The 21,121-nt window shown below is 38.0% G+C and carries 17 protein-coding genes; 1 reads left to right on the top strand and 16 read right to left on the bottom strand.

What is annotated here, in order from left to right:
* Positions 1 to 192: 192 nt before the first annotated feature.
* Genes ACR1PO_RS18100 through ACR1PO_RS18060 form a run of 9 tightly spaced genes read right to left on the bottom strand, consistent with a single transcriptional unit; the run spans position 193 to position 13,891 of the window.
* Complete coding sequence (locus tag ACR1PO_RS18100; RefSeq protein WP_433987669.1) at positions 193 to 1,359, bottom strand: PepSY-associated TM helix domain-containing protein; 1,167 nt, start codon at positions 1,357 to 1,359, stop codon at positions 193 to 195.
* A gap of 2 nt (positions 1,360 to 1,361) precedes the next feature.
* Entirely contained in the window at positions 1,362 to 3,830 is a 2,469-nt protein-coding gene (locus ACR1PO_RS18095) for a TonB-dependent siderophore receptor (protein ID WP_433987668.1), read from the bottom strand.
* Positions 3,817 to 5,205 (bottom strand): AMP-binding protein, encoded by a 1,389-nt coding sequence (locus ACR1PO_RS18090; RefSeq protein ID WP_433987667.1) that lies wholly within the window; start codon positions 5,203 to 5,205, stop codon positions 3,817 to 3,819. The genes ACR1PO_RS18095 and ACR1PO_RS18090 overlap by 14 nt, the downstream gene beginning before the upstream one ends.
* Positions 5,206 to 5,209: 4 nt before the next feature.
* Complete coding sequence (locus ACR1PO_RS18085) at positions 5,210 to 5,455, bottom strand: acyl carrier protein (protein WP_047374822.1); 246 nt, start codon at positions 5,453 to 5,455, stop codon at positions 5,210 to 5,212.
* Between the two features lies 1 nt (position 5,456).
* A complete protein-coding gene (locus ACR1PO_RS18080) occupies positions 5,457 to 6,860 on the bottom strand; it encodes an MATE family efflux transporter (protein WP_433987666.1) in 1,404 nt (467 codons plus the stop codon).
* Complete coding sequence (locus ACR1PO_RS18075; RefSeq protein ID WP_433987665.1) at positions 6,857 to 8,668, bottom strand: IucA/IucC family protein; 1,812 nt, start codon at positions 8,666 to 8,668, stop codon at positions 6,857 to 6,859. The genes ACR1PO_RS18080 and ACR1PO_RS18075 overlap by 4 nt, the downstream gene beginning before the upstream one ends.
* Positions 8,669 to 8,675: 7 nt before the next feature.
* Positions 8,676 to 9,992: a lysine N(6)-hydroxylase/L-ornithine N(5)-oxygenase family protein gene (locus ACR1PO_RS18070; RefSeq protein ID WP_332386792.1), complete on the bottom strand. Its 1,317-nt coding sequence runs from the start codon at positions 9,990 to 9,992 to the stop codon at positions 8,676 to 8,678.
* Positions 9,985 to 12,393 (bottom strand): GNAT family N-acetyltransferase, encoded by a 2,409-nt coding sequence (locus ACR1PO_RS18065; RefSeq protein ID WP_433987664.1) that lies wholly within the window; start codon positions 12,391 to 12,393, stop codon positions 9,985 to 9,987. The genes ACR1PO_RS18070 and ACR1PO_RS18065 overlap by 8 nt, the downstream gene beginning before the upstream one ends.
* The gene (locus ACR1PO_RS18060; protein WP_433987663.1) at positions 12,365 to 13,891 is read right to left on the bottom strand and encodes a pyridoxal phosphate-dependent decarboxylase family protein; all 1,527 of its coding nucleotides are present in this window, start codon (positions 13,889 to 13,891) and stop codon (positions 12,365 to 12,367) included. The genes ACR1PO_RS18065 and ACR1PO_RS18060 overlap by 29 nt, the downstream gene beginning before the upstream one ends.
* Positions 13,892 to 14,107: 216 nt before the next feature.
* On the opposite strand from ACR1PO_RS18060, the gene ACR1PO_RS18055 reads away from it, so the two are divergent.
* The gene (locus ACR1PO_RS18055; protein ID WP_332386798.1) at positions 14,108 to 15,205 is read left to right on the top strand and encodes a TauD/TfdA family dioxygenase; all 1,098 of its coding nucleotides are present in this window, start codon (positions 14,108 to 14,110) and stop codon (positions 15,203 to 15,205) included.
* Between the two features lie 271 nt (positions 15,206 to 15,476).
* On the opposite strand, the gene ACR1PO_RS18050 is transcribed toward ACR1PO_RS18055, so the two are convergent.
* The 7 genes from ACR1PO_RS18050 to ACR1PO_RS18020 all read right to left on the bottom strand — a co-directional run bounded on the left by ACR1PO_RS18050 (position 15,477) and on the right by ACR1PO_RS18020 (position 20,958).
* Positions 15,477 to 16,289: an alpha/beta hydrolase gene (locus ACR1PO_RS18050; RefSeq protein ID WP_433987662.1), complete on the bottom strand. Its 813-nt coding sequence runs from the start codon at positions 16,287 to 16,289 to the stop codon at positions 15,477 to 15,479.
* A 159-nt stretch (positions 16,290 to 16,448) separates the two neighbouring features.
* A complete protein-coding gene (locus ACR1PO_RS18045) occupies positions 16,449 to 17,024 on the bottom strand; it encodes a Crp/Fnr family transcriptional regulator (protein ID WP_433987661.1) in 576 nt (191 codons plus the stop codon).
* Between the two features lie 72 nt (positions 17,025 to 17,096).
* Positions 17,097 to 17,618, bottom strand: coding sequence for a GNAT family N-acetyltransferase (locus ACR1PO_RS18040; RefSeq protein ID WP_433987660.1), 522 nt, complete (start codon positions 17,616 to 17,618; stop codon positions 17,097 to 17,099).
* A gap of 9 nt (positions 17,619 to 17,627) precedes the next feature.
* On the bottom strand, positions 17,628 to 18,638 hold the full coding sequence (locus ACR1PO_RS18035; RefSeq protein ID WP_433987659.1) for a S41 family peptidase: 1,011 nt from the start codon (positions 18,636 to 18,638) through the stop codon (positions 17,628 to 17,630).
* Positions 18,639 to 18,707: 69 nt separating this feature from the next.
* Entirely contained in the window at positions 18,708 to 19,502 is a 795-nt protein-coding gene (locus ACR1PO_RS18030) for a helix-turn-helix domain-containing protein (protein WP_332386803.1), read from the bottom strand.
* 68 nt (positions 19,503 to 19,570) lie between these two features.
* Positions 19,571 to 20,152: a 5'-methylthioadenosine/S-adenosylhomocysteine nucleosidase family protein gene (locus tag ACR1PO_RS18025; RefSeq protein WP_332386804.1), complete on the bottom strand. Its 582-nt coding sequence runs from the start codon at positions 20,150 to 20,152 to the stop codon at positions 19,571 to 19,573.
* 104 nt (positions 20,153 to 20,256) lie between these two features.
* Positions 20,257 to 20,958, bottom strand: coding sequence for a DsbA family oxidoreductase (locus ACR1PO_RS18020; RefSeq protein WP_332386805.1), 702 nt, complete (start codon positions 20,956 to 20,958; stop codon positions 20,257 to 20,259).
* Positions 20,959 to 21,121 lie beyond the last annotated feature (163 nt).

Below are 21,121 nucleotides of genomic sequence, written 5' to 3'. Positions count from 1 at the left end.
ATATTTCTTGGTTGGAAAACGCAAAGGCGCAATTGAGATGAAGAGAACTTGTTTTAAGGCGCGAGGATTTTATCTTCGATAAAATTGACATTGGATAATATGAGGTTCTGACCTTTTAAATTGATTATTTTTTTTAACCAAAAAAGTAAAAGCCCCTTTACTGAGGCTTTTGTTAATGATGAGAAGGAAAAACTATTTTGTTTGTCTTATGTTTTGGTTTCTTTTTTTTTTGTTTAAATAGATGATAAACCCGGTGATGGGAAGTGAAGTTGCGATAACAGCTGCCAGAAAATAAATAATCCTGGTGGTTAATCCCAGGATACTTCCGGTGTGAAGGGCATAATTTCTTTCTCTTAATGCGGTTCCATATCCGATATTTTTGTTTTTATAAGATTGGGATTTTACAATAGTCCCTGAATACTGATCAAAATTAAACTGTTCATTTCTGTATTGTCTTCCGTCATAAGCGAGCTCGGCATAATACGTTCCTTCTTCCGACCTGGGAAAATTGATAAAGGCTGATTTCTTATCTTGAAGTCTGTTTTCCATGGTATTTCCAATCAGATTGAGAATATGCTCCCGGTTTGAAAGTTCTTCGGAAGGAATCATGCTTTTGACTTTCTTCTCTGTGGGGATGTTTCCATTTAATGTGTTCTTTACCCATTTATCTGCATCCTCAAAATTCCATATCAATGCGGAATAAGAAATAATAAGCAAAGGAATCACGGAATAAAATCCCAGCACATTATGAAGATCATAATTAATTCTTTTCCAGTTGGCTGATAATTTAATGAAAAACATTCCTTTCAGCATACTTTTGCTCATTTTACGGGGATACCATATCACAAGCCCCGAAAAAAGAATAATCGCCAGTACCAATGTGGAATAACCGGTAATTGTTTTTCCTATTTTCTCACCCAGCAGAAGTCTTCTGTGAAGATCCAGCACAATTTCAAAAAAATCCTTTTTCGCATCTTCCACTTCCTGTACTTTTCCGGTGTAGGGATCAACATATATGCGGTAATAATAAAGGTAGGTTCCCCAATACGTCCATGCTTCGTTGTCCATTTTGAGGGTTCGGAATACATAGGTTTGCGCAGGATCAGAAGGAATTATTACCCTTTTGATCTTCAGCCCTTCAGGAAGTGTTTTTTCTGCTTTTTCCGTAAGCTCAGACAGTGAAAGTCTTTTTTGGCCGATATTTTCAACAAAATATCTGTTGGGGTGAACAATATGTTTTAACTCTTCTTCAAAAGACAGGATACATCCGGTAGCTGACATAATAACAACGATAAGCCCGGACGTGAGTCCGAGCCATAGATGTAGCTGATAGGCAATTTTTCTCAATTTTAACTTCATCCTTAAAATTTAAAGCTTACCTCAGCGACGAAATTGCGGGGCATCTGAGCTACAATAACTCCCTGCCCTGCAAAATACTGTACATTACCCAGGTTATTCATTTTAAATCCTAATCTGTATCTTTCTTTTTCGAGGGAAATGGAAGCATTCACCAAAGTATAGGCAGGAAATATAAACTGTCCGGTAACCACTTTGTTTCCGGTAATCTGTTTTCCAACACGGTTTACCCCGAAACCTACTCCTAATCCCTGAAGTCCTTTGATCGGAAGGATATAACTGATCCATGAATTGAATACATTGGCAGGACCTGCAGAGTCCGGACGGCGCCCGTCTACAGCAGGATCAGCTTTTTCATATCTGCTGTGGTTATAGCTATATCCGGCCATAATGTTTAGCCCCTGAACAGGATTCATGATGGTTTCGATTTCAATTCCTTTGCTTCTTTGCTTTCCGTCCTGAACAACAATATTGTACTCTTTTCCGTCACGGATCACTCCGGTTCCTCTCTGGATATTGTCAACAAGGATGTCATAATAAGAAACAGTAAAATTAATCCTGTTTCTCCAAAGGTTTCCTTTCACTCCTACTTCCCACTGATTGGCCATCTGAGGTTTCATTTCTCCGCTATAATCTGCCAGCTGCTGTGTAACGGGTGCTGTATAGCTGAAACCGTTCATATAATTCCCATAGGCAGATAACTGATCTTTAAGAATCTGGTATACAATCCCTACTTTCGGAGACCATGCGGTCTGCTTGAAGTCATCTTTACGTTTGTTATCATTTAAATTCAACTGTCCTTTACTTTCGTAATGATCCATACGTAAGCTTAAAAGCGTAATTAAACGGTCTGTAATATAGGTTACATTTGAAATATAGGCTCCATAAAGGTTTGATGAAGAATTATTTCTTACCAAAGGTGTCTTACCTGCCTTGATCGCTATATCAGTAAAGGCCTGTATTTTCTGAAGTGCCAAATCTCTGGATATGTTACTATATATTCCTGTCACTGGTCCTGCTACAGGCCTGGTAAGATTTGTACCGTCAATAGTATCAAATACCACAATTGGAGAGTGGTTATTATTGATAGACTGGTTGAGATAATCCAGACCGATCAAGACTTTATTTTTAATTTTGCCGATTTTAAATTCTCCATTAAAGTTCTGCTGAATGCTCGTAGAAGAAGCTTCCGTGTTCTGCCATTGTACATTACGTTCCAGCATGGCATCACTTGTATTTCCTCTGATGAACTGGTACTGATATAATCCTTCTGTCTTTCTGAAGTTTCTTGAAAGCAAGGTTTGTGAGGTCCATTGATCCGAAATTTTGTAATTCGCCTCAGCTTTTACATTGATAGACGGAGCTTTTAGCTTCATGTCATTATTGGAATAAGACTTTTTCCAGTCGAAACCAAGTTCATCAGGATTATGAGTAAAATAAACTCTTGATCTCGGAAGGAAGATGATTGGGGTGTTTGTTCCTTCATAATTGTAAATCTGGGCTCCTAAGTTAAATTTAAGCCTTTCATTGACCTGATAACTAACTGTAGGGGCTACAAAGAATGATTTTCTGAATTCGGAATCCCTGAAACTATTCTGATACTGATAGGCTGCATTCAAACGGAATAACATATTTCGGGATTCTGTAATCGGTCCGTAAACATCAGCTGTGACACGGTTCAGATTATAGCTTCCCATGAGATAAGAAGCTTCGCCTCCGAAATAGTCTTTCGGTTTTTTGGTTACAGCGTTGATCAAACCTCCAAAGGAAGTTACCGCGCCTCCATACAATGTTCCGGATGGGCCTTTGACCACTTCCAGACGTTCAAGATCGGCAGGATCTATTTCTCCGTTGGTAGTTGCCGGAACACCGTCTACCATAGATACTTTAGTAGGAAAACCTCTGAGGCTGTAGTAGAAACTTCCGTCTCCGGAACCTCTTCCCGGACTTCCCTGCATTTTTACCATCCCCGGAACATTTTTCAATACTTCCGAAATATCGTAAGTAAGCTGTTCTTTCATGATCTGCTGGTTGATGCTTGTGTAGGCCTGTGGATTTTCAAGAACTTTCAAAGGCATTTTGGCCACCGAAGTGCTGTCTTTATCCAAAAATTTATTTCTGCTCACTGCATATACGGTAATCCCCTCAATCACATTATTGTGTAACGGGGCGTAGATTGCAGGAATTTCATAAACATCTTTCTGAATGTGGATAGGTTCCCTCATCAGTTCAATGTCATTTAAAACCACCTGAAGCGTATATTCTCCAGGCGGTACATTTTCAAAGTAATATTCTCCTGAATTATTGGTTTTTGCCTGATAAGATGTATTGACAAGTCTTAAAACAGCGTTTTTTACCGGTGTTTTTTCAGACAGCATGATTTTGCCATGAATTCTGTCCCCCTGCTGTGCAGAAAGCGGGTTGGAAGATAAAGCAAGACCAAGAAGTAATATAAGGGTTTTAGATGTTTTCATGCTGTAATTTTTGTAACAGGGGATAGTTTATTTTACCGTTTTGTGATAATGGGAATGAGTCTATACGTTCTGTGCATACATATTGTGGATTGATACGCAGTTTATTTTTAATGGTTCCGGTGATGATCTGAGGATCAATGTCCGGATTGTCATACAGCACCACGATTTTTTTATCATTGGCATTCAGGCATACGAAGGTATTGCCCTGCATTTCATTTTTAAGAATGAATTCTACCTCATCCAGATTCAGGCGTATTCCGAAAAGCTTCATGATACGTTTTATTCTTCCTGTGATATAATACATTCCGTTTTCACTTTTTCTGGCAGTATCTCCGGTATGCAGTACAGGAGGCTGCTCATATGCAGTCAAATCTTCCAGCTTATTGGCGTAACCTCCGAAAATACTGATGTGTGAAAAGAGAAGTTCATCGGTTTCAGGATCAATTCTGAAACTTCCGTTGTGTACAGGTGTTCCGATAGAAGTTTCCCCTTCCAGCAAACCTTCTGTAGTAAGATACGCCATTCTTCCTCCTGCTTCAGTCTGCCCGTATTGTGCAAAGAATTCTTTTTTAAATTCATGGCAGTAAGAGAAAATAGTCTTTCTCAATTCAGCATTGATTACACCTCCGGTGTGGGTAAAATATCTCAGACTTGGAGAATCTTTTCTGAAGAATCCTATTCTGTTCAGGTTTTCATAGAGAAAAGGTACTCCACCCAAAGTGCTGTAGCCGTACTCCTCCATTTCGCCCCAGAATGCTTTCTGCATAATGTCTTTATCCGTACAGACAATTCTTCCGGAACGCATACAGTTGGTCGTGAAAATAGAGAATCCGTATACAAAGTTGATAGGAACGTTTAAAGGAACCACATCGGATTCTTTAATGGGCATGTATTGAAGGATGCTCAATGCATTCTGATAAAGACTTTCATCAGATAATTTAACCAGCTTCGGAACACCTGTAGTTCCTGAAGTACTTAGAAGGATTTTAATTTCAGGATGAATGGTAATCTCAGGTTTATAATCATCCTTTGCAAAAATTCTGATATGGTCTGAGAATTCTTTCAGGCTGTATCCTTCAATGGTTTCTCTCTGTGGATCAAAGATATATTTTGGACGGTATTCCGCTTCAATACGTTCTTTGAATTCCTCATGCAGTTTCTGTCCAAGTAACGCAATGGTGTGCGCTGTTCCGTAAAAATTGAGGAGCACCTCAATACTGGGTAGCTGATTGTCATTGTACAAAAAGAGCAGGCCTTTTTCTACGGGGTTTAATCCTAAAGACCGGTACAGTGTTCCCACCGGTATTGTTGTACCGGTGGAAGCATCTGTAAACTCCAAGTTTTTATTGGCAATTACATTTTCTAAAATTTTCATAGGCTTAGTTTTCTACGAATACTTCATATTTTTTCATTTTTTCCCGAATCTTTCCAACGGTTCCCATCTCCAGAATATCATTAAAATCAAATTTGATCTGATAAAACTGTTCAAGTGCTTCTACAATCAGAAGATGAGACATAGAATCCCATTCCGGGATTTCCTGATACGTTAGTTTTTCGTCTACCAATTCTTTTTTTATGGCGATGGCAGAGGCGATAATTTCATAAAATTCTTCTGTAGTGTTCATTTTAAATTTTTATAGTTTTCCATTTTCCATTTCTAAAAATCATTAGGAATAGCACAGCTAAAACAATTTCCGAAGAAACGATAGCGGTAAATATTCCTCTCAGCTCCCATTGAAACCTTACTCCTAAGAGATAAGCCAGAGGAAGCTGTATCACATAAAACATGATGATATAAAGCAGTGTGACCTGCATAATATTTCCGGCTGCATTCAATGCACGGCTGATCACCATTGTGAATCCTAACAGCAGATAAGCCATAGAAACCACATGGATGTATTGCACAGCATATCTTGCAACTTCAGGTTCGGTAGTGAAAAATTTCACCACATATTCAGCAGCAATCTGCCAGAATAAGGCTACAATGACCAGATAAGCCATATTGATTGTTCCTGCTCTCCAGACTGTTTTTTCTGCACGCTCCGGTTCTCCGGCACCCAGATTCTGGCCTGTAAGAACTCCTGCTGCATTTCCTATTCCCCAGGCAGGCATTGTTGCGACCGAAGCAATACGCTGGGCAATAATGTATCCTGCCAGCGCTGTTGTTCCGAAAGTAGAGATAATTTTTACCATAATCAGCCAGCTGGATGTTGGAATGATATACTGAACCAATCCTCCAAAGGCGAGTTTCAGAATCTTCTGCAACAATGGAATATCAAGCTGAAAAGGAACTCTGATGCTGATGCTGGTTTTTCCGGACAGAAATATAAAAGCCTGATATAAAACTCCCAGAACCCTTGATAAAACAGTAGCATATGCCAATCCCATCAATCCGAAAGCAGGAATAAATCCTAATCCGAAAACAAGGATTACAGCCAGTATGATATTGGAAATATGACAGATCCAGAGTGATTTCATGGCAATATCGGCATCGCCGGCACCTCTGAAGAGTCCATTCACCGAAAGGCGGAGAATCACAAGCCCGATGCTCAGAAAGACCAGTCTTGAAAAAGAAATTCCATCTGTTACCGTACTGGCATTAACACCAAGGAAATCAACAATTTCAGCAGAGAAATAGCAGGAAATACCACCAATTAACAGGGCAAAAAACAGGGCGAGCAGGATAATGTACTGAGCCGTTCTGCCCATTCCTTCCTGATCTTTTTCTCCGGCTCTTCTTGCAATAAGGGTTGCTGCTGCGATGCCAAGTCCTACGGCAATGGCATAAGCGAAATTGATGTAGTTATCTGTAATTCCCACAAGACCAAGAACCTTGTCTCCTAATTTTGCAATAATCAATAGATTGACGCTCACAAAAACAGATTCCATGACAAGTTCCATCACCATGGGAATGGCAAGGCTAAAGATGGAACGGTTGATGCTTCCGGAAGTCAGTTCCACTTTTTTTCCGGCGATAGCTCCATAGGCAAAAACCACCCCCTCTTTCAGGATATGCAGGAATTTCCTCATATTGCTGCTACTGAGTTTTTATTGGCAATCTGATACAGTGGATTAGGCAGTGCACCATCTTTTCTGGGAATGGCAAATGCTTTATTCTCACTGTAACCATTGTTTTTCAGACGCAGACTGTTGATATAGAATCTTTTGAATGCAGGCACATACAGGTCGTACTTTTCAAATCGTTCCTGAAGGTGAGTGTTCTCCGCCTTATAATTTTCTACACAGTTGTGAACAAGCTCCCAGAACTTTTCTTCATTAAAGTCAGAATACGTATGTAATGCATTAGACAGATATCTGAAAAAGGCATCAAAAACGCCAAGCAGAATAAATAACGGGATGTTTTCTTTGTTGGAAGACTGAATCAAACCGTCTGCAAGGTGTGCAGGAAGTTTTTCTCTTGCTTCAGTGGTCAAAACAATATCATCTACGAAGTCTTTAATCACAATTCTCTGCGGAACTCCGTTTTTCAGAACAACCATAATATTTTCTCCGTGCGGCGTTACACATAATGAATGCGTGTAATAAATATGTAATAATGGAGTAAGATAAGCATCGAGATAGCTTTCAATCCATTTTTCAATACTCAGACCTGCTTTTTCCGCAAATGCCTGAACCAATGGAACCCCACTTTCGTCTACATACAGTAAAGAAGCCATGGTTACCATTTGCTCATCTTCTTTCAGATAGTTTTCAGCACTTTCTCTCCATAATGCCCCTAGGAATTCATTATATTGGTAAGGAACGCTGGCAATAGCTCCGTATTGAGGATGCAGATAAGTAATAGCAGCTTCTTCTCCTAAGAAAATAGTTTCTTTATTTTTCAGATAGACATCATCTTTTATTAAACCTTTTACCCAATCTGTAATGGCAGGCGCAATTTTCATCTGTTTAGGCGATAATCCCCGGATATTTCCTGTACTCAGAATGGAAACTGCTGTTTTCAGGTATCTTTTCTTCGGATGATCCATATTGAATAAAGTACGGATACTCTGCTGCGGGCTGTAGGTATCACTTCCCTCTCCCAACCGGATTAAAAGTCCGGAAGCAATATCCCCGGCAAAATGAATCTGAAGCTTATGCTCCCACTGCCACGGATGTACAGGAATAAAGTGATAATCTTCTCTGTTTTTACCTTCACTGATAAGTTGCTGTTGAAAATTATTATATAAATCTTCTCCTATTTCAGAACGATAAAACTGCTCTCTGTCAATATGTTCCAGAGACTGGAATGAAGACCTGCTTGTATGGGAAGCCAGCCAGATTACTTTTAAGTTTTCATCGGCTTCAGGGGCAAATGTTTTCAGATCACGCGGCGAAAAACCTAACCGGCTTTTGTTCACAATAACCCACGGATGGCCGGTCATATTGTGCTCTACAGTCTGGTAGTCCGCATCCGCAAGGTCTTTTGAAGACATTACTCCTTTGGATAAAATTAAAGCATCACAATACAGCGTATGCAGTAATTCTTCCGTGTATCTTGCAATTGTATAAGGATCTAAGTCAAAAACCGACTGCATTTCCAGGAAGAAAGCCGCTACATCTACTGAAGACAGGTCTTCACCGTTTTCGGTTTTTGTAATGCTGTTCTTATCAATATGCCAGTAGTCCATCATTCTTTCCTGTCCGCGGAAGCGGTATGAAATATTTTCAAATCCTGTTTCAAGGTTGAAAACGGTATATCCTTCTTTATCTTCAAAGGTTATCACAGGTTTCAGAAGCTCTTCATGCATCAGTTCTGCGATGGTTTTGGCCATTAGGTTTCTGTTGGCCTGATTCCAGTTTTCCTGGCTTACTGTATTTTTTAAGTTGGTGTTCATTGTATGATTAAATTTTGGCAATTGGTAAATCAGCATATTTTTCCACATCGAAATCCTGGAAAGCAATTTTCTTTTCAATTGTATAATGCTCTCTTCCCAGAATATCATTGATGATATAGGAGTTACGGTAAGCAGCCATTCCTAAATCGGTAGAAATATAGCTGTGGGTGTGTACTTCAGCGTGCAGCACATAAATTTCGCCTCCGTTGTGGTCTATTGAATAATTCCTGCTCACATCAAACAATCCGCTGGAATCTCTTTTGATTCTGGACTGGATATTCTTAAGGAATGCAGGCTCGTGATAACGATATCCGGTCCCCAGAATCAGATAATCCGCTTCCTGGTCATAAGGTACCTCCTGTTCCAGCTGTGTGAATTCAAGGTTGATGAAATCCGGATTACTGTTGTCTACTCTATTCAGCTGGCTGTTAGGAATAATTGTAAGATTGGGATCTTCATTATCAATATTCAGATCATAGATAAAATCGTAGATATCATTGATCAGATCGTAGTTGATTCCTTTGAACTGAGCTTGCTGTTTGCTTAAAATAATTTTTCTTGCAGACTCACTTCTGTTATAAAAATATTCTACATAATCCGGAGAAGTAAGTTCCAGTGTCAGCTTAGAATATTCCATAGGGAAAAACCTGTCCGGACGGGAATACCAGCCCAGATGCGTTTCTTCTTTTCTGTTTTGAAGCAGATCATAAAAAACCTCCGCAGCACTCTGCCCGGAACCGATAATCGCAATCTTTTTCCCCTGGGATAACAATTCTTCTTTTCGATACAGATAAGAACTTGTGTGAATAATTCTGGAATCATCTTTCGGAATAAAAGAAGGAATATGAGGCTGTGTTCCCGTTCCCAGAATCAGTCTTTCCGTTTTAAAAACAGTCGTTTCTTTGGTTTTGGTGTGAACTGTAGCCACATGATATAATCCTTCTTCATAAGTGATATCCACTACCTGCATTGAAAAACGGCATTGCGGAAGCTGTCCGATGACCCATTGGCAGTAGCGGTTGTATTCTTTTCTCGGAATGAAAAAGTCTTCTCTGATAAAAAACTTATACAGTCTTCCGGATTCCTTCAGATAGTTCAAAAGGCTTAAAGGATTTGTTGGATCCGCCATGGATACGCAGTCGCATAAAAATGGAGTCTGCAGGGTTACATGGTCGATCATTAGCCCCGGATGCCAGTCGAAACCATCCCGCTGGTCCAGGAAAAGAGTTTTCAGTTCTGAAATCGGATTGGATAATGCGGCAAGTCCCAGATTGAATGGTCCAATACCTATGCCTATTACATTGTATACGGCTTCGTTAGTCATTTTTTGTGATGTTTGTGGTGATTTGTACCTCTTTATTCTGTGGGAATTTTTCCCAGTACCATTCTCTGTAACAGAAGTTCAGATTGGCTTTTTTATGAGGCATTTCAATTACTTTTTCTACCTTGAAGCCTACATGGGCTTTGTTCATCATAGAAGCGAGAGAGTCTACGGATCCTTCTCCTACCATTTTTCCTACCTGTGGCTGTGCAAAAACATAATCAACCATAGATTGTGTGGATGGAGAAACGAATTTTTTCTTTGGATCTGTAGGTGCAATAAACTGGTGCGTTCCGTAATCCGTGGGTAATACGTCATAATAATCTCCCACGATATCTCTGCATGCCCAATACACCTCGATATTACAGGAAGGTTCATCATTTCCGGCAATGATATAGCTATGAGCTTCATCACCTGGAAGCATGAGTCTGTAATAGGTTTCCAGTTCGTCAATAGGCCAGTTCATCTGCCAGATTTTCACGGCATGTTCACGGTTGAACCATTCATGAAGCATTTCAAGGTCATTGTCAAGATCTATAGGGCGCATACTCATGGTCACATCTTCTTTCTGGAAATACCTTGTAAAGAAAACTTCTGTTCCCTGAGGATGGATCAGCTGATCTGAGAAGAAATGCTTGTGAAGAAGGTTCGGAACTTGAGCATAAGAAATCGAAGAAGCATTCACACCTCCGTCTACATCAGACACGGCCGACTGAAGATTTGATTTTACGGCCCAATATCTTTGATTCAGTGCATAATCCGTTAAAGATGATGGCTCAGACTCATGAAGATTTTCAAATTCCCTGTACAGAATATGGATCAGTTTTCGTTCTTTAACCAATCCTGTTTTACCTATGGAAGCGATCAGTGCGCTCAGATTACTCACCAGAAGATGGTGGGAAATAATGTCCAGAAGACGCTCATCCCTAATGAAAAGATCTTCAATTTCAGGATAATTTTTGACCAGAGATTCATATTTCCCTTTAAAGCTTTCTTTGATCAGATATCCTTGTCCGTCTCTCACATAAATAGATTGAGGAAGAAGTTGATGATCCAATTGTACAAGCAGATTCTGCTGATGCACTTCCGGAGCCATTCCCAATTGATTGTACAACCTGTTTAAAGGCGAAAGCAACAGATTTATATATTTTTCAAACCAGATAATTGCTGCTTTTTCCGCATCCAGCCCCAATTGATTCGCAACATTTTTAAAAAAATGGGTTGTGAAGTTGAACCCGTCTGTAGATTCATCCTGGCAAAGTCTTGCTAATAAAATGATTTTATCTTCATTTGTAAAAGGATTTTCACGAAGCAGAATGTTCAGACTGTCTAAATTCTTTCCTTCATAATGAACACTTAATGTTGAAGGTTCCAGCAATAATTTAAAATCCGGGAAATTTTGTTCAAAGGAAGCCTTTACATTTTGCCACCAGATGGCAGAAGCATACCCTCTGTTAAGGTCTTTTAAACTGTTGGTTCTTACAGAGCCTGTCATTAAAATATGCAGAGAGAATTTCAACATCCAGCTGAAATCAGGATTATACACCGTTCTTATGGAAGATGTTGCATAAAAATCCTCACCCAATGGTCCTATATGAATGATTTTCCCTGAACCGAGCATTTCAGGATATTCTTCTGTAGACAGAAGATATTGTGCTTCCCATGGATGACATGGAACAATGTAAAAATCATTGATATTTTCAAAATCGTAACTTTCCGGTATTGATGCCCATTTTTCGAAGATTTCTCTGGCGGAAATGCCGGGAAGAGATTTTTCCATAATGCAGTCTTTATGAATCAGGAAATAGTCCAGCTGAAATCCTTTTCCGAGCTCAGGACCGTATAACAACTGTTCTTCCTCAGAAAATCCCATTCTTGATTTGGTGAAAGGATGCAGATTATGTCCGGCAGGAAGCATTTGCTCAGATTCAAGAAAAGAATAAGTTAAAAGCTGATCATCTTGCAGACATGCTTCTGTGGTCAGTTCCAGATTTCTTAAACTGCTTTGAATTCTTTCTACAAAGTTTCTGAAACCCGTATCGTTTGTAGTTTCAGAAAATTCTTTGTAAACCAATTCTGTCAGTTTTTGATCATTAACTTCAAAAACTTCTTGATTTTGATGGTCTACAGCCCATAAAACAGGTCCATATTCATGAAAAAGAGTTTCTGAACGATAAGAAACCGGAGCAAATAAAAACAGTCCGCTTTTTTTCATTTCAAATCTCATGAACAGTGGATAATCACTGTTCTGAAGAGCTTTTGCTGTGAGAAGATCATATTTCGGAACGCCCTGATAGAATTTTCCGTTTCCCAGTTCTCTCAGCATTCCGTTCAGCAGAATTCTAAAAGTAATTTCCCGGGCTTTTTCTCCTGTTTTATTTTTCTGTATTAAAGTCTTTTCCATGATTTTTGATTGTGGTGAGAATCTGATGAATGTCTTCTGTCGTGGTAATCGGGTTCAGGAAGGTGAATTTCAGATAGAAATTTCCGTCAACCTTTGTACTGGCTACAAGGATTTCTCCGCTGTAGAACAATTTCATCTTGATGTACTGATTCAGGGCATTCAGATCACTGATTTCCGGATTTACATATCTGAAAACAAGAACACTTAAGTCAGAATCTGAAAGAAGTTCAAAATCGGCATCTTCAGTGATCATTGCTGCGGCGTCTTTGGTAAGATCAATGACGGTATCCGTGTACTCTGCCAGCTGTTCTTTGCCCATCATTCTTATGGTAAACCAAAGTTTTAACGCATCAAATCTTCGGGTACTTTGGGTAATGGATTTATTGATTTGTGCCGGAATTTCCTCTTCGTCCATTTCTTTCGGATTCAGATAATCGGCGTGATGTTTTAGAATCAACAGTTCTTTCTTGTTCTTAACAATAAAAGCACTGCTGCTGATAGGCTGAAAGAATGACTTGTGGTAATCAATCGTTACAGAGTCTGCTCTTTCAATACCGTTGATCAGATCACGGTATTTTTCGCTCAATAATAATGCACATCCATACGCTGCATCTACATGCATCCAGATGTTATAATGTTCTGCAATATTGGCAATATCATCCAGTGGATCAATGTTTCCAAAATCTGTAGTGCCGGCTGTTGCTACGATTCCGATAGGAATATTTCCCAGCTGTTCTTCCCTTTTAATATATTTCTTTAAAAGAGTGATATCCATACGAAAACGGTCATCAGTAGGCACTTTAACAATACTTTTCTCACCTAATCCCATAATGGAAGCATTTTTAAGATTACTGAAGTGAGATTTATCCGAAACAAATATTCTGAAACGGCTGGCTTCTGCCGGCAGACCATCCATTTTAATATTGTGATTGTATCTTTTCTGAGAAAAGCAGTCACGCATCATGACCAATCCCATTAAGTTGCTCTGTGATCCTCCTGCTGTGAAAACGCCATCACTTTCATTAGTGTTATATCCAATCTGACCTGCAGTCCAGTCGATCAGTTTTCTTTCCATGAAAGTTCCTCCGGCACTCTGATCATAAGTATCCTGAGAAGAATTGATCGCACTTACAAGGATTTCTCCTGCCAATGCCGGAATCACTACAGGACAGTTAAGGTGAGCTACATATTGTGGAAGATGAAAAGCGGTGGCATGTTTCACATAGATTTCATCTACTTCAGCCAGAAGCTCATTATAATTGGAAAGTTTTTGATTAAGATCAATCTGTTGTACCATTCCTTTCATTGTTCTGGCTTCTATACCACTGAAAGGCTTGTTGTTTCTGTAAAGAAATTCCCGGACAAGGTCTAAAGTACTGTTGACAGCATTACGATAATGATCATAATTGTCAGGGTGAAAAATATTCCCAAAATTCCCCGAAACATGAGGTGAAGTTGTGCTTGTGAGCTCTTCTAGGGATATCAAATTGTTGTTCATAAATGTTTTGTAATGTGATTTTTTTAATCTGTGAATTGTTGTTTTTTTTCAGATATATGATTATATATATCTGATAGTCAGGTTTTTAATTTTTACATTTTTTATTATATTTAATTTGGTGGTTGCGAAATTATTACTAAATTTGACCCGGTTATTGTTATTTAGAATAATTAAAAACAAAGATAAAAATTATTATTAAACACCAAATTTTTTTTAATGAATTCTACAGAAATTTTAGATAAAGACTGTTTAACAGCGGTAAAACTGCTTCCTACGGTCATAGAAGTTACCCCGGAGGAGAGAAGAATGATAAAAGATGCAGCAGTACATCTTCAGAAAAAATATGACACTTATGAAAACCGTGATTTTATAAAGCATGTGCACCAGCTGGCCTCTTATTTCTTACCGGAAAGAATTTTAAGCATAGCAGCTGATTTTGCGAGTGACTTTTCTGAAAATCAGTATGGGGCGCTGATCTTTACAGGATTAATGGATATAAACCAGGAGGAAATAGGTTCTACCCCACCGAACTGGCAATCGGCAGATTATTCAAAATTTAACTTATATGGTTTTGTATGTGCTCTAATTCATGGAGCACTTCCCTCAAAGCCCGTACAATATTATTCACAGCGTAAAGGCGGCGGATTGATCCATGCCATCATTCCTGATGAAAAAATGAAGGAAACACAGACAGGATCAGGGTCTTCAACTGATTTATATGTACATACAGAAGATGCTTTTCTGAAACATCAGGCTGACTTTTTAAGCTTTATGTATATTCGAAATGAAGAGCAGGTACCTTCAACGCTATATTCTATCCGTTCTCATGAATCGATTGGGGAAAATTATAAGCCTCTTTTTGAACCAATTTATAAAATCCCGAAGGACGCCAATCTTGAAACGGGAGAAAATGAAGAAGAAACCCTGGATTCTGTCTTGTACGGTAATACCAATCTTCCTTTTATGCGGTTTGATGCGGCGGAACAGCTTTTCAATTCCAGCATAAGACAATCTGATGAAGCGCAGCATACACTGCATGAATTCTGGGAAGAAGCCAGACATTTGATTTATTCGGGATTTACTCCTCAGGCCGGTGATGTTATTTTGGTTAATAATCACTTATGTGCTCACGGAAGATCGGGCTTCCGTGCGGGAGTAAGAAATATTGACGGTGTAGAACAGCCATGCGAACGAAGAATCATGCTTCGTATGATGAGCAAAGTAAGTCTTATCGATATGAGAGCACATACCCTTACGGAAGATCCGTTCTTTGTGATCGAGGAACATCTGGGGAAAAACTTTCAACATTTTTAATAGAATGCCTGGTTAGTTGGCATTTTTGAACATTCAATCAATCGAAAACCTTTTTGGGCATTGCTCAAAAAGGTTTTTTTCTGGTTAACCCTTTTTAAAGGTTAATAAGGTAAATTTCGGCTAAAGCCAATGGATTTGTTATCTGATTATTTAAACGGGCTAAAGCCCGTTCCTATTGAATATTGATAGTTTTTATATCAATAGAAGCGGGCTAAAGCCCGCTTGTTTTTTTATTAATAATATTGGCTTCAGCCAAAACTTAAAAAAAGGTTTATTGTTTAAAAAATCTGTCAAACAAAGACAACTGTTCAGATAATGATCTGCTCCAATATTCCGGAACATGTCCTCCCAAAGATTCCGTGTAGAGGTGCTGGATCTTCATTTCAGTCAGCTTTTTATGAAAATTCCGGTTCATAGTGATCATTTGTGTGTCTTCCGTTCCGCAGTCGAAAATGTATTGCTGATCTGCTCCGGCCATCAGTTTTATTTTGCTGTCAGTAAGGAAAGCAGGATTAATAGATTCCAGTGGGCCTAAAACCTTATTCACCATATATTTCTGATATCCTTCCCCGAAAGAATTAAAATCCAGGGCACCGCATGAACTTCCCACAATACCGAATGTTTTGTTATAAGTAACTCCGATATTCGTTGCACCATAACCTCCCATGCTCCATCCCATAATTCCGCGGAATTTTTTCTCAGCTTTCACAGGATAATGTTTATCAATGAATTCTACCAGTTCTTTTCCGATAAAAGTCTGATATTGCGAATCTTTAACAACCGGACTGTCTACGTACCACGAACTGTAATGGCCATCAGGAAGTACATAAATGGTTTTAAATTCCTGAGCTTTTTTAACCAGATCCGGAATATCCTGTTTGATAATTCTGTCCGGATTACCGCTGAAACCATGAAGAATATAAACAGACGGATATTTCATATCAGGCTGAAGGTTTGGAGTGATGATCACTGTTTTGATCTTTTTATTCATTTTCGGACTGAAAATTTCCTGATGAATAATTTTTTGTGCGGATAACTGTACAAATGCAGTCATTACAAATACAATGTTGATAAGCTTTTTCATACTGAAAAGTGTTTAATTAATAATAGCTACAGGTATATTTTCTTAAACATATAATATACCAATGGTCTTTAGACAGGACAAAATTGTGAAATTAAAAAAGGGAAAGCCTCAACATATGTTGAAGCTTTTGTAATTTATTTTCCGTTTATATTTATAGTCTCAGCTGATTTCTTTTTTTATGCGGCTGAGCTGTGTAGGTGTAATTCCCAGATAAGAAGCAATGTGATGCTGTTTTAACCTGTTATAAAGAGAGGTATTTTCAAGCAATTGCAGATATCGTTTTTTGGCTGTTTCGTATTTGAGGGAAACTTCCAGAGGTTCTTTGTTTACCACCCAGTTTTTCTCAAGATAGTACATATGAAAAAGGGCAAGGTCATGATGCTTTTCAAGCAGTTCCCGATAGGCTTTTGCAGGATATTGTATTACAGAACAATCTTCCAAGGCAATGATATTGAAATCACTGGGTTCATTTTTAATAATAGCAGCAGTGGAAGCAACAAAACTATTTTCTTCAAAGAAGATTTTGTAAATGGTATTTCCCTGTTCATCTGTTGTGTAGTACCCTATTAATCCAGACTTAAGAAAATAATAATATCTGGCCATGGCACCGGATTCCAGCAGAAGATCATTTTTATGGTAGTATTCTTCCGTACAGATATACAATAAATCTTTAATTGTTTTATCAGATAAAGGGTAATATCGGTTGATCTGATTTACAAATTCAGAGTTTTTCATTTTAATATTCAGAAAGTATAAGAATTATTATGTAATCATCTGGAAAAATCTGTGCAATTTGTGGGTAAAAAATTAATCCAGTATCTTTTTCATCATCAAATCGGTCTGCTCTTCTTCTCCCAACCTGAAAATATGTTTGTCAAATTCAACAAATCCGTTTTTACTGTAGAAATTGATAGCCCTAAGGTTTTTCTCCCACACTCCAAGCCAAAGGTATGATTTACCCAGCTGCTGAGCCGTTTCCAAAGCCTGGTTATAAAGAAGCTGCCCCACTTTTTTCCCGTGATGGCTTTTCTTTACATAGATCCTTTCAATTTCCAGGCTGGTATCGTCCTGAAGCTCGGTCTGCGCCTTCCCGGAATTCACTTTCAGATAACCTACCGGATTGTCTTCTTCCCAGGCAATATAGAAAAGAGAATCAGGATTATTCAGCTCTGATTTCATCTTTTCCGTATTAAAGCTGTCTTCCAGATATTTTCTCATTGCCTCTTCAGTATTATCTTCTGCAAACGTTTCCGTGAAAGTCTGTATACCAATATTTTGTAATATTTCAAGGTCTTCTGTTCCTGATTTACTAATGATTATCGATGACATAATAAGTATTTATTGTTCTAATTTATAAATAAGATTTTTTATTTCAGGCAAGGTTAGTTCTGTTTTTGTTTCTGATGTTATTATATTTTTTAAAATTTTGATGTGAGCCGTCTTTAAAGCATCTTCACTTTTTACTTCCTGATCAGGAATTATACCTGTATGTTCCCAGTTCTTACCATTTGCTAAAGAAGTTATTTTTCCTGCCGGAACAAGCAGTAAATACTGATTTTGAACCATAAAATGATCTACAGGGTTGGCTGCACCACCTGTTTTTTCACCAATTACTTCTGCAAGTTTATATTGCTGCAAAAAATAGGCTACAGCTTCTCCGGCTGAAAAAGTCTTTTTACTGGTAAGAATATAAACCTTTTTATGAAGATATTTTTGTCCTGAAACTTTGGATTGAGTACTGTCGGTAACCGTTTTCTGATCATGTCTGAACCAGGTGGTATAAAGATCTTTTTTCTGATCAAAAAAATAGCTTAAAAATAAAAGAAGCATCCCGTTTTCTCCACCTCCGTTTTCTCTGAGGTCAATAATCAGAGAATGGGTATTGGCAACAAAGTCCATGGTGGCGGCTAATGTTTTTTCACTGGCTTCAGGAGAGGCAAAACCTTTATAATTGATGTACCCGATATTCCCCGGAAGTCGCTGAACTGTTTCAAATCCGAAATTTTCAAGACTATTGTGTTCATTGTTCAATTTCTCTTTCTCTTTTTCACTCATCTGTTTTTCAGGCGTGTAGTTTTCGAGATATTTAACAAAAAAATGTTCGTCTTTAATGGTTGTTCTTAACTTCTGAGTAAGAAGATCCGCAAAATCTTTTTTATTGAGGGCTTTAAAAGTTCCTTTTTTAAGTTCACTTTGAAATAAAGAGTCCACTTTTTTATAAGTTTCTTTATCAATATAATGACTTTTTACTTTTTCTGTAATATCAGAGAGTACTGCTGAAACATCATTTTTCTGGGCAGCAGTGAATAAGGGGATAAAAAAGCAGGCCCCAATGCATATTTTTTTCATTGAAATAAAGATTTAATATTTCAGCAAATGTATTTTAATGAAGTCTGTGGGAATTGTAAAAATGGAAACTCAGATAAACAGCCAGATATTATTTTTCCCAGTATCTACATCATCAAAGAATTTTCCGGGATTTATTCTGGTAAGTTCTTTAAAATCTTTAATAAGGTGGGACTGGTCATAAAACAGGTTCTCATAAGAAAGTTCCGTAAGGTTTCTGAAATTTTTGTTGGTGATCAGCACATTTCGGAAACGCTGGATTTTTCTGAATTCTGAAGCGGGTTTAGCAAGATAGCGCCTGGAAATCTTATTGACATATTGCCTTGTTATTTTGTTTTTGACTGCAATTTCTTCAATGCTCAACTCGGTTTCAAAATCATTCAAAATTGTATAAGCCAACTGTAAATCTTTCTTTATGAATTTTGAAAGCCAGTAATTTTCCAGCATTTCAATTTGTATATTTCTGTCAGATTCTTTCAAAATGGTATTCATCGTTTCTTTAAAATCTGAAATATGAATTTCCTGCTGCAGATCATCACTTTTACCGGCATTATAAAAATGATAAATTCCTAATGGTTTAAAGTAAACGGTAACTTCATTAACGGATTGCTGATAAAGAATTTCAGTTGGAACAGAGCATCTGAATACAAAATCAATCACGATATTCTCGGATAGAGACCTTCTGATTTCAACCCATCCTTTATTCTGGATAATAGAAACATCCTGACAAGCTGACACGATAAAATAATTATCCGGAAACGTAAGGTATCTGATTGGCTGATGACTGTCATCTTTTTCCACAAAATAATATCCTTCAATATATTCTTTAAGAACGGAATGTAAAGGTTGATAAAAAGTAACTTTCATACTAAAGGATTGAAGATAAAAAATAAACAGAAAACAAAATCCTGAATGGTGTTCAGGATTGTATTATTTTATGAAAAGAGTATTTTTTTAAATGCTTCAGAAGCCAGATGCACCTGTACACTCCAGTCTTCTGCGGCATCACTTCCTGCATCATCAGAGATGTATTTCAGGCATAGGAACGGAATGTTTTCCTTTTGGGCAATCAATGCCAGTGGATAGGCCTCCATGTCTACAATATTATAATCTGTTTCTGAGTGGTTCATTTCAAAACTGTCACCGCTACCACAGATTCCTTCTTTTAAGGTATCCATCTTAAGACCGTATTCCAGTACAGGAGGCACTCCGGATAATGGAGTTTCATACAGTTTAAATCCAAGCCCTCTTACATCCATATCTCTCTGGATAAACTTTGTACAGCACACTACTTCTCCTTTATGAAATCCTTTGCTTCCTGCAGAGCCTAAATTCACGATCAGTTTAGGTTTCCTGATATGAATTTCTTTGGTTAGTTCTATAGCAGCATTCACTTTTCCAATGCCTGTAATTAATTTGTTTTTATCATCGAATACAGTTCCTGCTTCAGAATCTAATGCAAAAACAAAAAGAGTATCATCAATTGAATAGTGAGTGTTGTCGTTAATTTTTATCATTGAGAAATCAGATTTACACAGCTATTGGCACTGTATGGCAAAGATACGATACTCTATTAAATTAAAAACCCCAAAACAAATATTTGTTTTGGGGTCCTCATATCTTAAATACTGCATCCGTCAGCATCGCATGCTGCTCCGCTGCCACCGGAAAGATCCTTAAACGGACTCACTGTTTCTTTATAGGTCTGCTGAAGTGCATTTTCAAATACCTCTGCAGGCTGAGCTCCGGAAACGGCATATTTACCGTTCAGCACAAAGAAAGGAACTCCGGAAATCCCATTGTTTCTTGCTTCCTGAATATCCTGATTAACCTCATAAGAGAGCTGATCTGTAGTAACGGCTTCTCTGGCTTCATCTTTATCAATTCCAAGACTTTCTGCAAGAGCAATTAAAACTTCAGTATCACCTACGTTTTTGCCATCAATGAAATGGGCAATAAATAATGCTTCTTCCATTTCATTGGATTTGTTGTGCTTCTTAGCTAAATGAAGCAGCTTATGAGCACTGAAAGTATTAGTGATGAGTGTTTTTCCGAAATTGAAATCAATTCCGGCTCCTTTTCCCATTTGGGTAACCTGCCCCAGCATTTGACTGGCCTGGGCTTCAGCGACTCCTTTTTTCTCTCTGAAATACTGAATGGTATCCTGTGTTTCATTGGGATCTAAAGTAGGATCCAGCTGAAAACTCTTCCATTCCACTTCTACTTCATCTTTGAAAGGTAGTTTACTTAGAGCCTGTTCAAAATTATTTTTTCCGATATAGCAAAACGGACACATTACGTCCGACCAGATTTCTATTTTCATTGTATTTAATTTTAAATCAAGAAACTGTTTAAACTTATATTCAATATATATTAAAACCATTAAGAATCATTCTGATTTTTAAGCCTTATGTGAAGCTTATCTTAATACGCTCATCAACTTACTACAATCTTAATGTTTCAGAAATAAAATTTAAACACGTTTC

This window comes from Chryseobacterium amylolyticum, from assembly GCF_051011775.1.
Classification (GTDB): Bacteria; Bacteroidota; Bacteroidia; order Flavobacteriales; family Weeksellaceae; genus Chryseobacterium.
The sequence above is the reverse complement of the archived record's forward strand: the minus strand, read 5'-3'. Positions and strand labels throughout refer to the sequence as shown.